At 62.0% G+C, this 20834-nt stretch carries 20 protein-coding genes and 1 pseudogene; 7 read left to right on the forward strand and 14 right to left on the reverse strand.

The window, feature by feature from the left end:
* Window positions 1-61 precede the first annotated feature (61 nt).
* Together AYM40_RS00455 and AYM40_RS00460 are read left to right on the forward strand one after the other, a co-directional pair.
* Window positions 62-1372, forward strand: a complete 1311-nt coding sequence (locus AYM40_RS00455; protein ID WP_063494485.1) for an ATP-binding protein — start codon at window positions 62-64, stop codon at window positions 1370-1372.
* Window positions 1369-1911: a response regulator transcription factor gene (locus tag AYM40_RS00460; protein ID WP_063494486.1), complete on the forward strand. Its 543-nt coding sequence runs from the start codon at window positions 1369-1371 to the stop codon at window positions 1909-1911. The genes AYM40_RS00455 and AYM40_RS00460 overlap by 4 nt, the downstream gene beginning before the upstream one ends.
* Before the next feature lie 142 nt (window positions 1912-2053).
* On the opposite strand, the gene hslU is transcribed toward AYM40_RS00460, so the two are convergent.
* The 9 genes from hslU to AYM40_RS00505 form a co-directional block, all read right to left on the reverse strand.
* Complete coding sequence (hslU, locus tag AYM40_RS00465) at window positions 2054-3400, reverse strand: ATP-dependent protease ATPase subunit HslU (protein ID WP_063494487.1); 1347 nt, start codon at window positions 3398-3400, stop codon at window positions 2054-2056.
* Between the two features lie 9 nt (window positions 3401-3409).
* Complete coding sequence (hslV, locus tag AYM40_RS00470; RefSeq protein ID WP_028197737.1) at window positions 3410-3946, reverse strand: ATP-dependent protease subunit HslV; 537 nt, start codon at window positions 3944-3946, stop codon at window positions 3410-3412.
* A gap of 308 nt (window positions 3947-4254) precedes the next feature.
* Window positions 4255-4674 carry an RNA polymerase-binding protein DksA gene (gene dksA / locus AYM40_RS00475; RefSeq protein ID WP_012431412.1) on the reverse strand — a complete coding sequence of 140 codons (420 nt, stop codon included), beginning with the start codon at window positions 4672-4674 and terminating at the stop codon, window positions 4255-4257.
* 655 nt (window positions 4675-5329) lie between these two features.
* The gene (locus AYM40_RS00480; protein WP_063494488.1) at window positions 5330-6433 is read right to left on the reverse strand and encodes a CobW family GTP-binding protein; all 1104 of its coding nucleotides are present in this window, start codon (window positions 6431-6433) and stop codon (window positions 5330-5332) included.
* A gap of 294 nt (window positions 6434-6727) precedes the next feature.
* Window positions 6728-7930, reverse strand: coding sequence for a class I SAM-dependent rRNA methyltransferase (locus AYM40_RS00485; protein WP_063494489.1), 1203 nt, complete (start codon window positions 7928-7930; stop codon window positions 6728-6730).
* Between the two features lie 110 nt (window positions 7931-8040).
* Window positions 8041-8964 (reverse strand): tyrosine recombinase XerC, encoded by a 924-nt coding sequence (gene xerC, locus AYM40_RS00490; protein ID WP_063494490.1) that lies wholly within the window; start codon window positions 8962-8964, stop codon window positions 8041-8043.
* 33 nt (window positions 8965-8997) lie between these two features.
* Entirely contained in the window at window positions 8998-9717 is a 720-nt protein-coding gene (locus tag AYM40_RS00495; protein WP_063494491.1) for a DUF484 family protein, read from the reverse strand.
* Between the two features lie 196 nt (window positions 9718-9913).
* Entirely contained in the window at window positions 9914-10777 is an 864-nt protein-coding gene (gene dapF, locus AYM40_RS00500) for a diaminopimelate epimerase (RefSeq protein WP_063494492.1), read from the reverse strand.
* A gap of 105 nt (window positions 10778-10882) precedes the next feature.
* Window positions 10883-11767 (reverse strand): lipid A biosynthesis lauroyl acyltransferase, encoded by an 885-nt coding sequence (locus AYM40_RS00505; RefSeq protein ID WP_063494493.1) that lies wholly within the window; start codon window positions 11765-11767, stop codon window positions 10883-10885.
* A 277-nt stretch (window positions 11768-12044) separates the two neighbouring features.
* On the opposite strand from AYM40_RS00505, the gene metK reads away from it, so the two are divergent.
* Window positions 12045-13232: a methionine adenosyltransferase gene (metK, locus tag AYM40_RS00510; protein WP_063494494.1), complete on the forward strand. Its 1188-nt coding sequence runs from the start codon at window positions 12045-12047 to the stop codon at window positions 13230-13232.
* A gap of 89 nt (window positions 13233-13321) precedes the next feature.
* Here metK and AYM40_RS00515 read toward each other — a convergent pair whose 3' ends face one another.
* Window positions 13322-13690: a hypothetical protein gene (locus AYM40_RS00515; protein WP_063497779.1), complete on the reverse strand. Its 369-nt coding sequence runs from the start codon at window positions 13688-13690 to the stop codon at window positions 13322-13324.
* Between the two features lie 463 nt (window positions 13691-14153).
* Here AYM40_RS00515 and AYM40_RS00520 point away from each other — a divergent pair, with 463 nt between their 5' ends.
* Window positions 14154-14915, forward strand: a complete 762-nt coding sequence (locus AYM40_RS00520; protein ID WP_063494495.1) for a phytanoyl-CoA dioxygenase family protein — start codon at window positions 14154-14156, stop codon at window positions 14913-14915.
* A 72-nt stretch (window positions 14916-14987) separates the two neighbouring features.
* Here the strand turns inward: AYM40_RS00520 and AYM40_RS00525 are convergent, their stop codons facing one another.
* Window positions 14988-15194: a DUF3185 family protein gene (locus AYM40_RS00525; RefSeq protein ID WP_063494496.1), complete on the reverse strand. Its 207-nt coding sequence runs from the start codon at window positions 15192-15194 to the stop codon at window positions 14988-14990.
* 221 nt (window positions 15195-15415) lie between these two features.
* On the opposite strand from AYM40_RS00525, the gene mgrA reads away from it, so the two are divergent.
* Window positions 15416-16459: an L-glyceraldehyde 3-phosphate reductase gene (gene mgrA / locus AYM40_RS00530; RefSeq protein WP_063494497.1), complete on the forward strand. Its 1044-nt coding sequence runs from the start codon at window positions 15416-15418 to the stop codon at window positions 16457-16459.
* A 164-nt stretch (window positions 16460-16623) separates the two neighbouring features.
* On the opposite strand, the gene AYM40_RS00535 is transcribed toward mgrA, so the two are convergent.
* The 3 genes and pseudogenes from AYM40_RS00535 to AYM40_RS00545 all read right to left on the reverse strand — a co-directional run.
* Complete coding sequence (locus AYM40_RS00535; protein WP_063494498.1) at window positions 16624-16809, reverse strand: hypothetical protein; 186 nt, start codon at window positions 16807-16809, stop codon at window positions 16624-16626.
* Window positions 16810-17208: 399 nt separating this feature from the next.
* Window positions 17209-18498 (reverse strand): MFS transporter, encoded by a 1290-nt coding sequence (locus AYM40_RS00540; protein ID WP_063494499.1) that lies wholly within the window; start codon window positions 18496-18498, stop codon window positions 17209-17211.
* An 81-nt stretch (window positions 18499-18579) separates the two neighbouring features.
* Window positions 18580-19074, reverse strand: a pseudogene (locus tag AYM40_RS00545) (efflux RND transporter permease subunit); the annotation flags it as partial.
* A gap of 419 nt (window positions 19075-19493) precedes the next feature.
* Between AYM40_RS00545 and AYM40_RS00550 the strand changes: the two are divergent.
* Both AYM40_RS00550 and AYM40_RS00555 read left to right on the forward strand, forming a co-directional pair.
* Window positions 19494-19706 carry a hypothetical protein gene (locus tag AYM40_RS00550; RefSeq protein ID WP_063494501.1) on the forward strand — a complete coding sequence of 71 codons (213 nt, stop codon included), beginning with the start codon at window positions 19494-19496 and terminating at the stop codon, window positions 19704-19706.
* Window positions 19707-19805: 99 nt separating this feature from the next.
* On the forward strand, window positions 19806-20834 hold the full coding sequence (locus AYM40_RS00555) for a serine/threonine protein kinase (protein WP_063494502.1): 1029 nt from the start codon (window positions 19806-19808) through the stop codon (window positions 20832-20834).

Genomic DNA, 20834 nt, shown 5'->3' on the forward strand with positions numbered 1-20834 from the left:
CATGTTACCGGCGCGAGTTAGCGAGGTCAGTCGGACTAGTCCGAACAGGTAAACTTAAGTCATGCATCGTATAACCAACACCGGCCGGGTCAACCTCGGTCATCTGTTCTGGCTGCGCAGCCTCGCCATCATCGGCCAGCTGGTGACGATCGCGTTCGTGCAGACCTTCTTCGGCGTGCATCTGCCGTTGCCCGCCATGTTGCTCGTGATCGCGCTCGAAGTGATCTTCAACGGACTCACGTGGTGGCGTGTCTCGCAGCAGCGGCCCGAGTCCAATCTGGAGCTGTTCGGCCAGATCTGGGTTGATCTCGGCGCGTTGTCGGCGCTGCTGTTCCTCTCCGGCGGCACCACCAACCCATTCGTTTCGCTGTACCTGCCATCGCTCGCGATTGCCGCCGCCGTGTTGCCATGGCATCTGATGGCGTGGCTCGCCGCTTTCGCCGTGGCCTGCTACGCCGTGCTCGGCTTCGATTCCGTACCGCTCAATCTCGACAACCCGGCGAACCTGTTCGACTACTTTCGCGCCGGCATGTGGGTGAACTTCATGGTCAGCGTCGGCCTGATTGCGTGGTTCGTCGCGCGCATGTCACGCGCTCTGCGACTACGTGACGCAGCGCTCGGAGACGCGCAGCAGCGCTTGCTTCACGACGAACGCGCCGTCGCGCTCGGCGTGCAGGCCGCCACTGTCGCGCACGAAATCGGCACGCCGCTGTCTACAATTGCAATGTTGTCCGAAGAATTGCGCGACGCCGCGCGAACCGATAAGGGGCTCGCGCCGTACAGCGCCGATCTGGAACTGCTCGAACGGCAAATGACGCTGTGTACTTCGGCGCTTGCGCGGTTGCGCAGCCGTGCAACGACCGCGACCAACCGGCAAACGGTCAGCGAATGGCTCGGGTCGTTTGGCGAGCAATGGCGCTTGCGTCATCCGCATGTGAAGTTCGAGCGGATCGGTGTGCCGCCCGCAGGCGTCAGTCTTGACGATACGGTTGCCGTCAGTCAGATTCTGACGATTCTGCTCGACAACGCCGCGCGTGCGAGCCGCGATCACGTCACGCTGTCGTGCACGCTCACCGCCCGCGGCGACCAGATCGTATTCGAGGTATCTGACGCGGGCCCTGGCATTCCTGCCGCGTTGCGCGGGTCGCTCGGCGCGATGCCGGTCGACAGCACACAGGGGGGGCACGGCGTGGGACTGTATCTGGCATTTTCAGCGGCGGCACGTCTGAAGGGATCGATCGAGCTGGCCGATGTCAGCGAGATCAAGCCGCGTGGCACGCGTGCAGTGTTGAGGCTGCCGCTTGCAGCGCGCAAATCATCAGGTGCGGGCCGTCAAGGCACTACGCCATCCAACACGGAGAAACAGGCATGAGCGATATGAATTTTCTGGTGATCGACGACGATGAAGTGTTCTCCGGCATCCTCGCCCGTGGTTTGACGCGGCGCGGTTATACGGTGGCCGAAGCGCACAATGCGGATGAGGCGATCAAGTTGGCGAACCAGCAGAAGTTCAACCAGATCACGGTGGACCTGCATCTCGGCAACGATTCCGGTCTTACGCTCGTGGCCCCCTTGCGTGATTTGCAGCCTGACGCGCGCATGCTGGTGTTGACCGGTTATGCCAGCATCGCCACGGCGGTGCAGGCGGTGAAAGACGGCGCCGATAACTACCTGGCGAAGCCCGCCAATGTCGAGACGATTTTGTCGGCGCTGCAAAGCGAAGCGAGTTCGCTGCAAGCTGAAGAGGCGATTGAGCATCCCATGCCGTTGTCGGTTGCGCGTCTGGAGTGGGAGCATATTCAACGCGTGCTCGCGGAGCACGGCGGCAATATTTCGGCCACTGCGCGCGCGTTGAACATGCATCGTCGAACGCTGCAACGCAAGCTGGCGAAGCGGCCGGTCAAGCAGTAAGCGCTGGGGCTTGCGCGCGCTTGTGAGCCGTCAAGCAAAACGGGCCGTCTTTCACAAGACGGCCCGTTTTTTTACGCCTCACGCATGATTGGCTGCATGCGAGGCGCGCGGCTTTAAGGCGATATCAGCGTCGGCGCCGGCATCACAGCACGTAACGCGACAGATCTTCGTCTTCCGCCACGTCGTTCAGCGCGCGATCGACATACGCCGCGTCGATCTGCACCGTCTTGCCCGAGTGATTGCCGGCTGCGAACGAAACGTCTTCGAGCAGTTTTTCGATCACTGTGTACAGACGGCGCGCGCCGATGTTTTCAGTCTTCTCGTTGACCGAGTACGCGATTTCAGCCATACGGCGAATGCCGTCGTCGGCGAATTCCAGGTGCACGTCCTCAGTAGCCAGCAGTGCCTGGTATTGCTTGACGAGGCTCGCGTCGGTCGACACCAGGATCGATTCGAAATCGCCCACCGACAGCGAATCCAGTTCGACCCGAATCGGGAAGCGGCCTTGCAGTTCCGGAATCAGATCGCTCGGCTTGGCCAGATGAAACGCGCCACTTGCGATGAACAGAATGTGGTCGGTCTTCACCATGCCGTACTTGGTGTTGATCGTGGTGCCTTCGACGAGCGGCAGCAGATCGCGCTGCACGCCCTGACGCGACACTTCACCACCGCCTGCTTCACTACGCGACGCGATCTTGTCGATTTCGTCGAGGAAAACAATACCGTTCTGCTCGACGTTCTGCACCGCCTTGGCTTTCACCTCTTCGTCGTTGAGCATCTTGCCGGCTTCTTCGTCGGTGAGGACCTTGAGCGCTTCCTTCACCTTCAGCTTGCGGCGTGTTTTCTTGCCGCCGCCGATGTTCGCGAACATCGAACGGATCTGCTCAGTCATGTCTTCCATGCCCGGCGGTCCCATGATGTCCATGCCCACTTGCGGCTGTTCGACGTCAAGTTCGATTTCCTTGTCGTCGAGCAGGCCTTCGCGCAGACGCTTGCGGAAAGTCTGACGCGTGGTGCTCCCTTCGTCCGCCGTGTCGACGGCGTTCGAACTCGCGCCGAAACCAACCGGCCGGGCGCTCGGCAGCAGGATGTCGAGGATACGGTCTTCGGCCTGATCTTCCGCCTTGGTCCGTACTTTGCGCATTTCCGTTTCGCGCGTCTGCTTGATTGAGATCTCCATCAGATCGCGCACAATGCTGTCGACGTCGCGGCCGACGTAGCCGACTTCGGTGAATTTGGTGGCTTCGATCTTGATGAACGGCGCGTCGGCCAGTTTCGCCAGACGCCGCGCGATTTCGGTTTTGCCGACGCCGGTCGGTCCGATCATCAAAATGTTCTTCGGCGTGATTTCCTGACGCAGCGGGTCTTCAACCTGCTGACGGCGCCAACGGTTGCGCAGCGCCACGGCAACCGCTTTCTTCGCGCGGCCTTGGCCGATGATGTGTTTGTCGAGTTCCGAGACGATCTCGGCAGGGGTCATGGTGCTCATCGTGGGTCCTTACTCGATCGTCTCGATGACGCGGTTATGGTTCGTATAGATGCACATGTCGCCGGCAATCTCCAGCGACTTCTCCACGATCTCGCGCGGCGACAGCTCGGTATTGTCAACGAGCGCCTTCGCGGCGGCTTGCGCGTATGCGCCGCCTGAACCGATCGCGCAGATACCGCCTTCCGGATCCAGCACGTCGCCGTTACCGGTAATGACGAGGGTGGTGGTGGCATCCGCGGCGATCAGCATCGCTTCGAGGCGGCGCAGCATGCGGTCGGTGCGCCAGTCTTTGGCGAGTTCGACGGCGGCGCGGGTCAGATTACCCTGATGTTTTTCCAGCTTCGCTTCGAAGCGGTCGAGCAGCGAGAAGGCGTCGGCCGTGCCGCCGGCAAAGCCGACCATCACCTTGCCGTTATAGATGCGCCGGACTTTCTTCGCACCGCCTTTCATGACGATGTTGCCCAGCGTCACCTGACCGTCGCCGCCAAGCGCGACCTTGTCGCCGCGGCGCACGGAAACGATCGTCGTGCCGTGAAATTGCTCCATATGCGTTCCTCTTTGCAAAACGGGTAGGACACGGTGGTGCAGCACCACCGCATGAATCCTGAAAGCGGACGGCGCGCAACGCTGCAACGATCAACCGGTTGGCGTGCGCTCGTACAACGCATGTTCGACTTATTTTAGGGCGTGCGCGGTCATATCAAGAGCCGGCAAATGGCATAAGACAAAAACACGGGATTCAGAGCGGAGGACTGTGCGGAAGGGCGCACAAAAGAAAAAAGGCGCACAGATCACCGTGCGCCTCTGACGAAGCAGCTAAAAAGGGCGCGGAGCCGAAGCCGCGCCGCAGGCGTTCAGTCGCCGAACAGCTTCTGGCGCAGTTCGCGGCGTTCCTGTGCTTCGAGCGACAGGGTGGCCGTGGGCCGCGCGAGCAGACGCGGAATGCCGATCGGCTCGCCGGTTTCTTCACACCAGCCGTAATCGCCCGAATCGATGCGCGCGATCGATTGCTGCACCTTCTTCAGCAGCTTGCGCTCGCGGTCGCGCGTGCGCAGTTCGAGCGCGTGCTCTTCTTCGATCGTTGCACGGTCGGCGGGATCCGGCACGATTACCGTTTCGCGCAGGTTCTCGGTCGTCTGGCCGGCGTTGCGGAGAATGTCCGCCTGCAGCTGTTCGAGCTTGTTCTTGAAGAAAGCGAGCTGATCCTCATTCATGTAATCCTTGTCGCTCATCTTCAGGATTTCGGCTTCAGTCAAGAGTCGTTTCGTCGTCATCTGGCTTGCTTCTTCAATGTGAGGCAAAACTCTTACATAGTGCCCGCAATTTCGTATTGCCCGCAAAGACGCCACGAGGACGCTGAGCGCTAGCAGGCACGGACGATGGGCTGTCGGTGACGCCGAAGCGCCTTGCGCCCACGCGCCGGGCGCGCCTACGCCATTGCGGGGCCGAACTCCTCTGGAAACCGATTCTCAATTGTTCCTGAGGCATTGCTTGCCGGCAGCATGCCTTGTGCGCTGTGCCAGCCGGCATTGTCGGCGTGATTTCCGGATAAGATTTTCCGGCGCCGTTTCAGGCCCGGCGCGGAATACGCACTGACCGGGCAATTCGTTATCATTCTCCAGTGGGCACGTATTGTAACTGAATCACAATCCAGCACCGCAACTAGTGAAAATCCCCCGGCGGCGCATTGATATCCCGAAAATATAACGCGCGCACGATCAAAAAGCGATGGTCGTGCACGGTTGAATACAGCAGGGTTTTCACGTGTTTTTCACACGACCGACATTTCAGCGGGCTTTCAGCCGCTCCCCTGCGTATTCTGCAGACGATTGACCCGGCGCCTGCGGGGCGTACGCTCATCGCTGGGGCGCTCCGGTGCGCTGGCACGCCGCGTGCCGCACCACCGGCGCGGCACGACACGTGTGACGTTTACGCCAGGCAGGCGTCCAGGCCGTCGGTGATCAGGTCTTGCGGCAGTTCGATGCCGATGAACACCATCTTGTTGGTCTTCTTCTCGATCGGCTGCCATTTCGCGGCGAGGTCGCTGCCCATCATCTGGTGGACGCCCTGGAACACCACCTTGCGGTCGACGCCCTTCATATACAGCACGCCCTTATAGCGCAACAGGCGCTCGCCATAGATCTGCAAAATGCCGCCAAGGAAGTCCTCGAGTTTGTTCGGATCGAACGGGCGGTCACTGCGGTAGACGAACGATTTGATCTTGTCGTCGTGGTGCGCGTGATGGTGATGCGCGTGGTCGTGGCCTTCGTGGTCGCACTTGCCGTGGTCGTGATCGCAGTTTTCGTGATCGTGACCGTCGTGGTCGGCATGGGTGTGGCCGTGCTCGTCATGCGCGTGAGCGTGGCTGTGCGCGTGTTCGTCTTCAGCGAGGAAGTCCGGGTCGATTTCGAGCTTCGAATTGAGGTTGAAGCCGCGCAAGTCGAAGATTTCCTTGATGTCCGCTTCGCCGAAATTGACGAACTTGATCGCCGCCCGCGGATTCATGTGCAACAGGCGATGGCGCAGATCGTCCACATGCTGTTCATCGACCAGGTCGGCCTTGGTGATGAACAGGCGATCGGCGAAGCCGACCTGACGCTGCACCACTTCATGCTCGTCCAGTTGATGGTTCGCGTGCTTCGCGTCGACCAGTGTGATGATTGCGTCGAGCAGGAATTCGTTGGCGATCTGGTCGTCCATGAAGAACGTCTGCGCGACCGGGCCTGGATTGGCGAGACCGGTGGTTTCGATCACGACCCGGTCGAAATCCAGTTCGCCGGACTGCTTCTTCGCCGCCAGATCGCCCAGCACGCGCGACAGGTCGCCGCGGATCGTGCAGCAGATGCAGCCGTTGCTCATCTGGATGATCTGCTCGCTCGTGTCCTGCACGAGGATTTCGTTATCGATGTTCTCTTCGCCGAACTCGTTCTCGATCACGGCGATCTTCATGCCGTGCTTTTCGTTCAGGATGCGCTTGAGCAGGGTGGTTTTGCCGCTGCCGAGAAAGCCGGTCAGGATGGTGACTGGGATCATGTTGGTCGCCTTTACGTGAGTCTGTGCGTAATCGAATTTACAGCGCGAATTTACAGCGCGAATTTACAGCGCGAAATGTGCAGCGCGAAATGTACAGCGCCGGATCTGCAGCGCGAAATGCGCAGCGCGCAAGCTGCAGCGAATGCGTCTGCGAATCCGGTTTGCCGGGCACGGCAGCCTGACGGCGCGCGGCCCGATCTAGGCGGATATTGAAACATATCTGTCAAGCCGGCGCTGACGGCGGGGGCGAACCCCTCCGCGGCACTCGGGAAATAGCCCTGAAGCTATGGGCGATCAGGCAATTTGCAACAGCAGGCCTTTCAGATATTCGCCTTCCGGGAATGCGGTGAGCAACGGGTGGTCGACTCCAGCGCCAAGGCGCTTGAGAATCCGTGCATCGACGCGTGCATCGGCCGCCGCGCCGGAGACGATCTTCTGGAACAACTCCGAGTCGATCGCGCCGGAGCATGAATAGGTGAACAGCAGGCCGCCCGGGCGCAGCAGCTTCAGGCCGGTCAGGTTGATGTCCTTATAGGCGCGCGAGGCGCGGTCCACGTGTTCGCGCGAGGGCGCGAATTTCGGCGGGTCGAGCACGATCAGGTCGAAACGCTCGCCTTCGTCGTAGAGGCGGCGCAGCGTTTTGAACGCGTCGGCGTCGAGCCAGGTGGCGCGCTCGGCGTCGAAACCGTTGGCGGCCACGTTCTGTTGCGCGATCGCGAGCGCGTCGCCCGACGAATCGATCGATACCACGCGCTTCGCCCCGCCTTTCAATGCCGCCAGCGAAAAACCGCCGGTGTAGCAGAAGCAGTTCAGCACGTCGCGATCTTTCGCAAGTTCCTGCACCAGCAGGCGGTTGTCGCGTTGGTCGACGTAGAAGCCTGTCTTGTGGCCGTTGCGCACGTCGACGTGGTAACGCACGCCATTTTCGCTCGCAATCAGCGCTTCCGACGGAGCTTCACCCGCCAGCACGCCGGTGATCTGCTCAAGCCCTTCCTTCTGGCGGATCGACACGTCCGAGCGCTCGTAGACGTTCGGGCAGCCGGTCGCGTCGGTCAGCGCGGCGACGATCGCTTCCTTCCATGCTTCGACGCCGGTCGCCATGAACTGGCATACCAGCTGGCTGCGCTGGCCTTCGTCTTCGGCCACGTAATGATCGACGATCAGGCCGGGCAGGCCGTCCGCTTCGCCGAAAATCAGCCGTACGGCACCCGTGTTGTGCACCATCGTTTGACGATGCGCGAGCGCGCGCTGCACGCGGCGCTTGAAGAATGCATGATCGATCGGTTCGGCTTCGTCGAAGCTCCACACGCGGGCGCGAATCTGCGAATGCGGGCTGTAGGCTGCACGCGCGAGGAAGCGGCCGTCGTGCGCGCGCACCAGCACGGTCGCTCCGGGAGCGGGATTGCCGTCGACGCGATCGATCGCGTTGGCATAGACCCACGGATGGCGGCGCAGCAGCGATTTTTCTTTCGACGGTTTGAGCGTAACGGTATTCATCAGGGTGTCAGCAGGAGCAGTAGGCCGCGTGGACAAAGAGGCACACGGCAGGTGAAGCGAAGGTTCAGACCGCAAGCCGCAAAAAGCAAAACAAAAAGCAAAGAGCGGAATCAGTCGCGTTTTTTGGCGCGCGGATGCGCCTGATCGTAGACGTGCGCAAGATGCTGGAAATCGAGCGCGGTGTAGACCTGGGTGGCGGTGATGCTGGCGTGCCCGAGCAGTTCCTGCACGGCCCGCAGATCGCCGCTCGACTGCAGCACGTGCGTGGCGAACGAATGCCGCAGCACGTGCGGATGGACGTTGGCGGGAATGCCGGCGACCAGCGCCGCGCGCTTCACACGCTCACGCACGACATTCGGCGACAGCCGATTGCCGCGCGTCGAAAGAAACAGCGGATGCGGATCGTGTTTCACCATCTGCTCGCGCACCGCGAGCCACGCGTTCAAGGCGTCGATAGCTTTGCTGCCGACCGGCACGATGCGACGCCGGTCGCCCTTGCCAAGCACTTCGACCTCGGCGGAGTCGAGTTTGAGCCAGCCCGCGGAGCGGTAGCCGTCGGCGTCGGCAAAACGGGCGTCGAGGCCGACCAGTTCGGCCAGACGCAGGCCCGACGAGTAGAACAGCTCGAGCATCGCGTGGTCGCGCAGACCTTCGGGCGTCGCGGCGGGCGGGCTCTCCATCAGGCGCGTGGCGTCGTCGACGGAAAGCGCTTTGGGTAGTGATTTGGCCTGTTTCGGCGCCCGCACGGCGGCGACCGGGTTGGCCGGCAGATCGACGCGGCCCGCGAGCCAGCGGTAGAACGCCCGCCAGCACGACAGCCGATGACTGATCGAGCGCGCCGTCAGGCCGCCGGCATGCGCCCGCGAAACCGCGCCGCGAATATCGACAGCGGTGAGGCTTTCAAGCGGCCGACCTTTGGCCAGCAGCTTGAGCTCGTCGAGTTCGTGGGTGTAGCCGCGCAGCGTATGCGCCGATAGTCGCCGCTCATGTTCGAGATTCGACAGATAGGCGGCGATCGGGTCGGCGGCGGTCACGATGGCCTTTGGCGGGATCGGCGGATCGGCGGCTTAGCGCGGCAGCAGACGGCTCAGCGCCGCGCTGGCCAACGCGCCGATCTGCGTCAGGAAATCGGTGGCCATGCCGTCGTGGAAGCGGCGTGCGTCCGCCGAACCCATGACCAGCAGGCCGAAGGTGGGCGCTTCTTCCTTGCCTTCGGGGTCGCGCAGCGCGAGCAGCGCAATCGACTCGGTAGCGTGTGCGGACTCACTCGCACCGCCCGCTGACGCGCCGTCGCTCACCGCCGACACCGCCGGCGCCAGCCACTGCGCTGCTTCGAAGCCGGTGTTCGCGCCACAGTACGGCGTGGTGAGGCTGTTCGCGAAGATTCGCACTTCTTCGCCGACATGGCGCGCGAACTCGGCCTGTGCATACGGCTCGGAGACGTCCCATACGCGCAGCGCGGCTTGCGGCACATCGAAAATATCGCGCAAGCCGTTGGAGATCGTGCGCGGCAGCGCGTACGGATCGCGCTCGGCCATCACGCGGATGGTCCAGCGATTGAATTTCGAGGCAATGCTGTCGTTTTCGTGACCGTAGCGCAGCAGCTCGGCCAGGCGCCGTTCGAGATGCTTGTTCTTGTCGCGCAGCATTTCCATTTGCCGTTCCTGCAGCGACACCGCGGCTTTGCCGTGCGGGTTCGCAAGCCGGATCGTCGCGAGCATTTCCGCGTGTTCGGCGAAGAATTCGGGGTTGGCGAGCAGATATTCGGCGACTTCGCGATCGTTCATGGTTTCGGCTAAAGGACTACGGGACGACGCCTTCGGGCGGCGCATCGGTCATGAGTTCGGTCGGCCGGTGAAAGAGCCCTTCTGGTTCTCCATCGGGCTGTTCATCGGCTACTTCATCGGCCTGTTCGAGGCCATGTGTCGGGTACTTCCTCGACCGATCGCTCGGCCGCTGAATCGGGTATTCCACTGGCGCGGGTCAGTCGGCCAGTTCGATCTCGCCTTCGAAGACGGTTGCCGCAGGGCCGGCCATGAGCAGTGGCGCACCTTCTTGCGTGCTGTCCCACGTGATGGTCAGCTTGCCGCCGTGCGTGTGCACCAGCACGGGCGCATCCAGCAGCCCGCGGCGAATGCCGGCAGCGACTGCCGCACACGCGCCCGTGCCGCACGCCAGCGTTTCACCGGCGCCGCGTTCGTAGACCCGCAGCTTGATCTCGCTACGGCCGACGATCTGCATGAAGCCCGCGTTCACCCGTTGCGGAAAGCGTGCATGCCGTTCGATCACCGGGCCTTCGACGAGTACCGGGAAATCTTCGACGTCCTCGACCACTTGCACGGCGTGCGGATTGCCCATGGACACTACCGAAATCCAGCGCGTCACGCCGTTCACGTCGAGCGGCCAGAGCGTGTCCGTGCCCTCGCGGCGGCCTTCGAGGCCTTTGGTGGCGAACGGTACGCGCTCCGGTTCGAACACGGGCGCGCCCATGTCGACCAGCACTTCGCCGTTTTCCTGCATGGTCAGCAGAATGGTGCCGTTCTGCACCTGCACGCGCACGCTGCGCTTGTCGGTCAGGCCGCTGTCGCGCACGAACTTGACGAAGCAGCGCGCGCCGTTGCCGCAGTGCTCGACCTCGCCGCCGTCGCAATTGAAGATGCGGTATCTGAAATCGACGCCGTCTACGGTGGGCTTCTCGACCAGCAGCAACTGGTCGGCGCCGACGCCGAAATGCCGGTCCGCGAGCGCGCGCACCTGCGCCGGCGTCAGGTTGACCGGTTGGGTGTAGCCGTCGAGCACGACGAAGTCGTTACCCGCGCCGTGCATTTTGGTGAATTTCAGTTTCATCGCGCTATTGTAAGTGACGCGCCTGCAGGCGGGCCGAACGCCGTTTTATTTGCTGCTTTGTTTGCCGCTTCATTTCCTCGTTCAGGCGCTTTTTTCGACGGCCGGTCAGTAGACGCTCGGCTCGCCCGGCGGCCGGGTCTTGAAGCGCTTGTGCACCCAGTAGTACTGCTCGGGGATCAACGGAATCTGCTCTTCGAGGAAGATGTTCATGCGGCGCGCGTCGGCGTCGTCGTCGCCGGTGGGGTAGTTTTCCCACGGCTTGAACACCTTCAGCCGATAACCCTTGTAGTTCGGCAGTACCTCGCCGATGAACGGCACCACCTGCGCATGTCCGACCTTGGCCAGACGGCCGACCGCGGTCAGCGTGCAGGCGGGCACGCCGAAGAACGGCGCGAATGTCGAATTGCGTGCGCCGTAGTCCATATCCGCGCCGAGCATCACCGGCTTGCGGTCGCGCAGCCAGCGCAGCACGATGCGCGCACTGTCGGCACGGCTCGCCATGTCGGCACCAAAGCGCGCGCGTGCCGCTTTGGCGACTTCTTCGAGCTCCGGGTTCGACATCGGCTGATACAGCGAGCCGCATTGGCGCTTGAGCGAGTAATTCAGAAAGATCGAGCCCGCCTCGATACCGACGAAGTGAAAGCCGAGGAACAGCGTAGGCGGTAGATTCGGGTCGGTGAGGTCGATTTCGCTGTCGAGCTGGATCAGCTTTTCGAGCTTTTCCGCCGAGCCGAACCATTGCACGCTGCGTTCGACATAACTTCGGATCGCATGCCGGAAGTGCTTCTGGGCGACTTCGTCGCGGCGCTCGTCATTCCATTCGGGGAAGCACAGTTTCAGATTGATATGAACAATGCGCTTGCGCCGGCTCGGGATCTGGTACAGCAGCCAGCCGAGTCCGTCGCCCACGCGGGCGACGAAACCATATGGCAACAGTGCAAACAATTTCAGCAGCCCGATTGCGAGCATCGCGCCATAGCGGCTCAGCATGAGGCACCCCGCTGCGGGGTGCCTTGCCAGGCTGTTGTCAGGAAAGCGGAGAAATTGACGTGATACCGCACTCGTGGACACCCTGTGACATTCAAAGGAAATCGCTATAATAAGGGCTTCGCCGAGTTAATAGACAACTTGCGGGGCGAAGCTGGCGGGTGCGATCCATAGGATAGGCCCCTGCCGGTAAGGTAATCCGCTAAAGCGTCGCCGCTTCAGGTCTCCCGAAGTTGGCTACGTGAAACTCAACCGTAACCACACAACAGGAGTCCGCAACGTGGCAAACGACTATCTCTTCACTTCCGAATCCGTCTCCGAAGGCCATCCCGACAAAGTCGCGGACCAGATTTCGGACGCCATCCTCGATGCCATCCTGGCCCAGGACAAATACTCGCGTGTTGCAGCCGAAACGCTGTGTAACACGGGTCTCGTCGTGCTGGCCGGGGAAATCACCACGACCGCGAACGTCGATTACATCCAGGTCGCACGCAACACGATCAAGCGCATCGGCTACGACAACACTGAGTACGGCATCGATTACCGCGGCTGCGCGGTGCTGGTGGCATACGACAAGCAATCGCCGGACATCGCCCAGGGTGTGGACCGTGCGCACGACAACAACCTCGATCAAGGCGCCGGCGACCAGGGCCTGATGTTCGGTTACGCGTGCGAAGAAACGCCGGAATTGATGCCGCTGCCGATCCACCTGTCGCACCGTCTGGTGGAGCGCCAGGCGAATCTGCGCCGCGACGGCCGTCTGCCGTGGCTGCGCCCGGATGCGAAGTCGCAGGTCACCGTGCGTTATGTCGACGGCAAGCCGCACGCGATCGACACGGTCGTGCTGTCCACGCAGCATTCGCCGGACATCGACCTGGACACGCTGCGCGAAGCCGTGATCGAAGAAGTCATCAAGCCGACGCTGCCGGCTGACCTGATCAAGGGCAACATCAAGTTCCTGGTGAACCCGACCGGCCGGTTCGTGATCGGCGGCCCGCAAGGCGATTGCGGTCTGACGGGCCGCAAGATCATCGTCGATACGTACGGCGGCGCAGCGCCGCACGGCGGCGGCGCGTTCTCGGGCAAGGATCCGTCGAAGGTCGACCGTTCGGCAGCTTATGCCGGCCGTTATGTCGCGAAGAACATCGTGGCTGCTGGTTTGGCGTCGCGCTGCCTGATTCAGGTGTCGTACGCGATCGGCGTTGCCCAGCCGACTTCGGTGATGGTCAACACGTTCGGCACGGGCCGTGTGTCGGATGCGACGATCACGAAGCTTGTGCTGGAGCATTTCGACCTGCGTCCGAAGGGCATCATCCAGATGCTCGACCTGCTGCGCCCGATCTACGAGAAGAGCGCGGCCTACGGTCACTTCGGCCGCGAAGAGCCGGAATTCACGTGGGAAGCCACGGACAGGGCTATGGCGCTCGCCGAAGCAGCCGGCACCGAACCGGTCGCTGCGATCGCCTGATAAACAGGCGCGCGGTCCGCTTCAGCCAAACCCCGCCGGCGCAAGCTGTGCGGGGTTTTTTATCGCCTGTGAATTGTGTGGCAGCTCATTCAGCGGCTCGCAAACGCGAACGCAAACCAGCCGGTGCTGCCGTTCGTCGACATACGGCGCGGTCGGCGGCTCGTGCTTTGCGGTGCGGCGACCGGCGCATTGCGCGTAGCGGTGAGGTGCAGCGGCGTCGGTTTGCGCAGCAGCGTGCGCAGAGAAAAACGGCGCGAACTGCCTTTCAGGCGCAGCGCGGAGAAGAAGGTGTGGAACCACGTGCGAATGCTGTCGACCGCTTTGGCTTCGCGCCATTGTTCACCCAATGCGCGAGTGCGGGTGGCATGGTGACGCAGCGCACGCACGACATGGCGGCGCGCCGGACGCGCCGCTTTCAACGCGGCGCGAGTAAGACGGGTGCTCAGAAGAGTATGCATGGCTTCACAAGTGGGCAACGTGCCGCGCGACGGAGTGTGTGCCAGAAAGAGCACCAAATGTGCCAATGGCGGTGTCGCGCTGGATAGCGCGGAAGCCCGGAATTCGAGGGAAAAGGGCGCGGAGGCCGGTGGAGCCGGTCACAGCGGCGCTTGCGCGCCGCAAAAGTGCGGGAGTAGCGATCAACATGTGTGCAGGCTACACGCGATTCATGACGTCAGAAAGTCGGTTTTTACCCTGCGAATACGGGTTTTTACGGGGTAAACGCGATATGCCACGCTTGCGGGGTCGAGCCCTTTGCGGTCGATTTTCGTGCGTGCTTGCCCTGCCAGGGTGCCGTGCAAACTGCCATTTCGCGTGAGAGTAGTGCGTAAGGCCTTGGCTTCTCGAAAGGCGAAACAGCGCACGGTCCGATCGCGCCCGTTTTACAATCGAGCATCAGCCAGTCGAAAGTAACGGAACACCATGTCACTTCACTCGAAGAAAGAGCAGATTCAAACGTTGCGGGAGCAAGGATTTGTCGTTGTACCTGGGTTGGTGTCGCCCGAGCGTTGCGGCGAACTGAAGCAGATTGCCGAGCGGCAGTTGCAGGAAGCGGTGGCGCCGATCGAGTTCGAAGCGGATCTACGGTATCCGGGCGCGCCGGAGTCAAAGCATGCGCCGGGCGGCCATACGGTTCGCCGGCTGCTGGATGCGTACGGGCGCCATCCGGATTTTGCGCAGTGGGCGACCGCACCGGAAATTCGCGGCTGGATGGAACTGTACTTCGGTGAGGAACCCCGCTTATCGCGGGCGCATCACAATTGCATGATGACCAAGCACCCTGCTTACGGCAGCTTGACCGGCTGGCATCGTGACGTGAGGTATTGGTCGTTCGAGCGTGACGATCTGGTGTCGGTGTGGCTTGCGGTCGGGCCGGAGACGGTCGATAACGGCGCGTTGTGGCTAGTGCCGAAGTCGCACAGCGCTACCTTTACTTCCGACCGTTTCGACGAGGCCAAGTTTTTCCGCTCCGATCTGGAAGAGAATCAGGCGTTGATTCGCACCGCGGTTTCGCCCGAGCTCAATGCCGGCGACGTGGTGTTCTTTCATTGCAACACGCTGCATTCGGCTGGCAAGAACCTCAGCGATCAGGTGAAATTTTCTTTGGTGTTTACCTATCACGGGGCGAGCAATGTGCCCCTGCCGGGATCCCGCTCGGCGGCCAAGCCTGAAATTGCCTTTTAGTTTTTTTGCCCTGCGCGGCGCGGATGTTTGCTGGACTCGCGCCGCGCGGGCAATCAGCGCCCTAACGCTTCTCTACCGCTTGCGACCGGAAAGTGCCACGCCCGTGAGGCCGGCGATTGTCGCCACTACACCTGCCGCAATCAACATGATCGCCTTATTAGTCGGAGACCCGGTAAACACGCGAGACACCTCGCTGCTGACCGAGTTGAACGCCTGCCCGCCGAAATACAACAAGACAATACCGCCGACAATCAGCGCGATTGAAATCGCCTTCGTCATGAATCCGCCTCCCTTCGATAAGCTCTGATCGGCCAAAGTGTAGGGGAGCCGCAGGCAGTCGTCCATCCCGCATAGTGGGCCTCTGCAGGCAGCACGACGATTGGCTACCATACCGTTCTGGTCCCGCCCATATCCAGACATAAAACTTGCACGCCTCGCGCAGCACGTGATTTCCTCACGCCCGTGATCGCCGGGCGACTTCAACATCAAGGACACTAGCAATGGCTTACGAAGCAGCTTCAGAACGCTATTCGGACATGCAATACCGCGTCTGCGGCAAGTCGGGGCTCAAACTGCCGGCGCTGTCGCTGGGCCTGTGGCACAACTTTGGCGATACCACGCCGATCTCCACGCAGCGCGATATCCTGCGCACGGCCTTCGATCTGGGCATCACTCACTTCGATCTCGCCAACAACTACGGCCCCCCGTACGGCAGCGCCGAAACCAATTTCGGCCGGCTCTTCAAAGACGACTTCAAGCCGTATCGCGACGAACTCCTGATCTCGTCGAAAGCGGGTTGGGACATGTGGCCGGGTCCGTACGGACAGGGCGGCGGCTCGCGCAAATACGTACTCGCGAGTCTCGATCAGAGCCTGCAGCGCATGGGCCTCGACTACGTCGATATCTTCTATTCGCATCGTTTCGATGCCGATACGCCGCTCGAAGAAACCGCCGGTGCATTGGCGAGTGCCGTGCAGCAAGGCAAGGCGTTGTACATCGGTATTTCGTCATACTCGGCAACCAAGACGCTCGACATGGCGAAGCTGCTCGCCGAGTACAAGGTGCCGCTGCTGATCCATCAGCCGGCGTACAACATGCTCAACCGCTGGATCGAACGGGAACTGCTGGACACGCTCGGGAAAGTCGGCGCGGGCGCCATCGCGTTCACGCCGCTCGCGCAGGGCTTGCTCACGGGCAAGTATCTGAACGGCGTGCCGGAAGACGCGCGCGTCAACAAGCCGGGCGGCGGTTCGTTGAAGCAGGAGCATCTGAGCCCGCAAAACATCGAACACGTGCGCAAGCTCAACGACATCGCGCAGCGTCGCAGACAAAGCCTCGCACAGATGGCGCTTGCCTGGGCACTGCGCGATCCTCGCGTCACGTCCGTGCTGATCGGCGCAAGCCGCGCGGAACAGGTGCGCGAGAACGTCGGTGCGCTGAAGAATCTCGCGTTCTCGAAGGAAGAGCTGGCGGAGATCGACCGCTACGCGACTGAAGGTGGCATCAATCTGTGGGAAAAGCCGTCGACGGATCAGGCGATCTGATCGCACGGTGTTTCAGGTGGTAGAAACAAGGAAAGCCGCCCATGAGGCGGCTTTCTTTTTCGATGCAGTTCAAGCGCACACGCTTCCCGCACAGTGGCCGAAGCGACTATGTTCAGGCAACCGAACCATCGGCGAAGCGTAGAGGCCGGCTTCGCCAGACCGCGCTAAACCAGCGCAGGCAAGCCCTCGACCAACACGACCGCGAACATCACTCCGATCAGCGCACCTAGCACGCGCAGCGCGTTGTGACGCAACTCCGTCTTGCAGGGAAGCGCGCCGACAAACAAAGCCCCGGCCAGCGCCATCGGAATGACCAGGATGAAATCGCCGATCGTGAAGTAGGTCGTCATACCCGTCTCCTTTTTTAGTACTGGCGAAGGCAGCGGCTCTATTTCTGGAGTCATGCGCTGCCGACGCTCGAATCGAGTATAGGCGACGATTAGATCGACGTAGCCACGCTTTGCGGCGCTGCAGCGTGTCTTCGCAGGCCGCTGAACCCAGTGCTGCAAGGGGCGCCGCGATTGGCGCGCTGCAGCAAAAGCGTAGTAGAGGGTGAAGGGGTTGCTTACACGGCCCTTACTTTTCAGCCTGGTTCGATGCACGGCGGATTGTTGTCGCCTAATTCAGGTGTCCCTAGGTTCGGGTACGCCCAAAGCCCGGGTACTCCCAAAGCTCAGGCACCTCCAAGATAAGACAGGTTCCATGCTGCGTCCACGCTTGGTTCCCCAAGGCTGAACAGCAGTGCTCCCTCATCCCGCGGTCCGTTCGTGTTGACCCAAGCGCGTGGCCGCAACGATGCCGATGACGAGCAGCGTGCTCACCAGTGCAGCGACGCCATTCCAGCCATAACCCGCCCAGACATGCCCGCCATAGGAACCGACCACGCTTGAGCCGATGTAATACGCGAGCAAATACAGCGCGGCCGCCTGCCCCTTGGCTTCTTTCGCGAGGCGTCCAACCCAGCCGCTTGCCACCGAGTGTCCGGCGAAGAAGCCGAACGTCACGCATGCGATCCCGATTGCAATTGCCGTGATCGGATGGAGCATCGTGAGGGCGAGTCCGAGCGCCATCAGCAGCAGGCTGCCGGTCAACACGCGCGCCCGGCCGAAGGTATCGGCCATGCGGCCCGACCACGGCGAGGCAACCACGCCCGTTAGATACACGATGAAAATCGCGCCGATCTCCGTCTGACTCAACAGGTAGGGCGGCGCGAGCAGCCGGTAACCGATGTAGTTGTACAGCGTGACGAAGCTGCCCATCAGCACGAAGCCGAGTAGAAACAGCAGAGGCAAGCCGGGCCGCGTGAATTGCTTCAGCAGGGCGGTGCGGTGATGGGCGAAGCCGAGCCCGCGACGCGGCACGAAATGGCGCGACGGTGGCAGCAGCGCGCGAAACGCGAGCATCGAGAGAATGCCGAGCACGCCGATCGTGCCGATTGCCACGCGCCACGAAAACAGATCCGCGACGACGCCGGTAATCACACGCCCCGCCATCCCGCCGATCGCCGTGCCGCCGACATACAGCCCCATCGCGAGACCGAGTCCATCGGGGTGCACTTCTTCCGCGAGATACGCCATCGCAACGGCCGGTACGCCGCCGAGCGCGAGGCCTTCGAGTGCGCGCAACACGAGCAATTGATGCCAATGCGGTGCGATCGACACGCCGATCGTCAAGAGCGCGGACAGCGTGAGCGACGCGGTCATCAGCTTGTGCCGGCTCCAGCCTTCCGAGACGAAACCGGCCACGAATATGGCAAGCGCGAGCGCGGCTGTCGTCAGCGAAAGCGACAAGCTGCTCTGTGCCGGGGTCACGCTGAACGCCGTAGAGAACGCGGGCAGCAATGGCTGTACGCAATACAGCAACGAGAAGGTGGCGTAGCCGGCGAACAGCAGCGCGATGCTGGCGCGCCAATAGACACGCGTGCCGCGTTCGAGATAGGGAATGTCGAGGACGTCAGACACGGCAGCGGAGGTGAAAGAAGCAGACGAAGCAGGAACAGCCGAAGTAGCAGTCCGGTGGGATTCCGGCGATGCGGTCACGAAAAAATCTCCTTGGGGCGCGGGAAGTACTCAAAGGAGTTAAGGATACGCTGATAAATCCGGACGGATGCGCTAACCGTTGTGCGTGAGAAACAGCATCCACACGATGCCCGCCAGCGCGCCTGGCAGCGCCGTGATGATGATGAAGGGATCGAGCCACGACTGGAAGTTCACCACGATCAGCAGGTACACCAGCAGGATCGCGAACACGAGACCGGCGAAGAGGCCTGAGAACGATTCGTTCATCGTCTGCACCTGGCCGCGCACTTCGATGGTCGAGCTTTTGGGCAGATCGGCCTTGGTGTCGTCGATGATCTTGCTGACGCCGTTGCGCGGATCGAGCCAGAACGTCGGCGTAGTCTGCTGGCTGCCGGACAGCGTAATCAGCAGATCACTCGCGATGTCGCGTTGCGAAAAGCCTGCTTGCTGGGCGCGCGTGCGGTCCACATCGATAAAGATGCGCGGCAAATCGGCGGGCTGCTGGACGCGTGCATCGGCAAGACCCGGCACCGTGCGCAGGCGGTTCAGCAACTGCGCGGCGAAGGCGCGATTGCCGGCCACGTCGCGCCCGACGATCCACATGGCTAGCGAGGTCGCTGAAAGCCAGAGCCGCCGGCGCGGCACGCATAGCGGCCATGGCGCATGCCGCGGCGCCGGCCAGGAGCCCGAATGGGCGGCTAAGGCGGGGCGTTCTGGCGGTGCATGATTTTGATATATCGCCCCGGCTGGGTTTATGATGGTCTCGTTACGACGCTTTACGCCCAGATCATCGGCCCGGCGCGCTGTAATGGGAATAGGGCGAAACGACGGGTGAACAGCCTTGTGTTCGCGCTTTTCATGGCCCCGCAAAACGGGAACAATGACTCGAACCTCTCACGCGTCTCGCGCAGCAGATTGGGTGCGTACGCAACGTTATTGGCGAAGCGGCGCTTTTATCATCACCTTGACCGGCGTGGAAACCATAAAGCCGGCTATAGGAGAAACGGGGAAACATCATGCAAATCGGTTCCATTGTCCGATCGGTGCATATCGCCGTGCCGAAAGACGCACGTGGGATTGTCATGCGCATTCTCGGCGACATGGCGATGGTGGCTTGGTATGCCGGCGAACCCGGCACATCGGAGCATCTGAACACTGAACCCTTTTTCCTTGAAGATCTGATCGATACGGGCGAGCAAGTGCGCCCGGCGAGCGCGCAGGTGCATTGACACTCGTTTGATTCCGATTCAGGTAGTGACAGGAGGCAGTCAACCGCAAAGTGAGCCGACGCCCTCGTCTTTGATGGCGGCGCGGCGCACAATGCGGACATGAACGACGACAATTTCGACCCACAGGACGGCGCCGATGGCGCCGTGCCTTTCGCCCGGCTCAAGCCGGAAATCGTGCTCGACGCGCTCGACAGCGTGCTCAGCAGCGTCGGTGTGTACACCGACGGTCGCATGCTGCCGCTCAACAGCTACGAGAACCGCGTGTACCAGGTGGGCGTGGAAGACGGCCCGCCGGTGGTCGCCAAGTTCTACCGTCCCGAGCGTTGGACCGACGCCGCCATTCTCGAAGAACACGCCTTTGTCGCCGATCTCGCCGCGCGCGAGATTCCGGCCGTGCCTGCACGTGTTTTCGAAGGCCGCACGCTGCATACCTTCGACGGTTTCCGTTTCTCGATCTTCGAACGCCGCGGCGGCCGCGCGCCCGATCTGGACCGGCGCGATACGCTCGAATGGCTGGGGCGTTTTATCGGCCGCATCCATGCGGTCGGGCAGACGCAGAACTACACCGAACGTCCCACGCTCGACATCAACACGTTCGGCTACGAGCCGCGCGACTTCCTGCTGTCGCACCGCTTCGTGCCTGACGACGTACGGCCCGCGTGGGCAGCCGTGGTGAATCTCGCGCTTGAGGGCGTCGAACGCGCATTCGAGCGCGCCGGCGATATTCGCATGCTGCGGATGCACGGCGATTGTCATCCGAGCAATGTGTTGTGGACCGACGCGGGCCCGCATTTCGTCGACTTCGACGATAGCCGCATGGGGCCGGCGGTGCAGGATTTGTGGCTGTTGCTGCCGGGCGAGCGCGCCGAGGCTTCGCGTGCGCTGGCGGATCTGCTCGCCGGTTATGAAGACTTCTGCGACTTCGAGCCGCGCGAACTGTATCTCGTCGAAGCGTTGCGCACGCTGCGGCTGATTCACTATCAGGCATGGCTCGCGCGCCGCTGGGACGACCCGGCGTTTCCGGCGGCGTTTCCGTGGTTCAACACGCAGCGCTACTGGGAAGACCGCATCCTCGAACTGCGCGAGCAGCTTGGCGCGATGCAGGAAGGGCCGCTCTGGCCGGTTTGA

The sequence above is a fragment of the Paraburkholderia phytofirmans OLGA172 genome, from assembly GCF_001634365.1.
Lineage (GTDB): Bacteria > Pseudomonadota > Gammaproteobacteria > Burkholderiales > Burkholderiaceae > Paraburkholderia.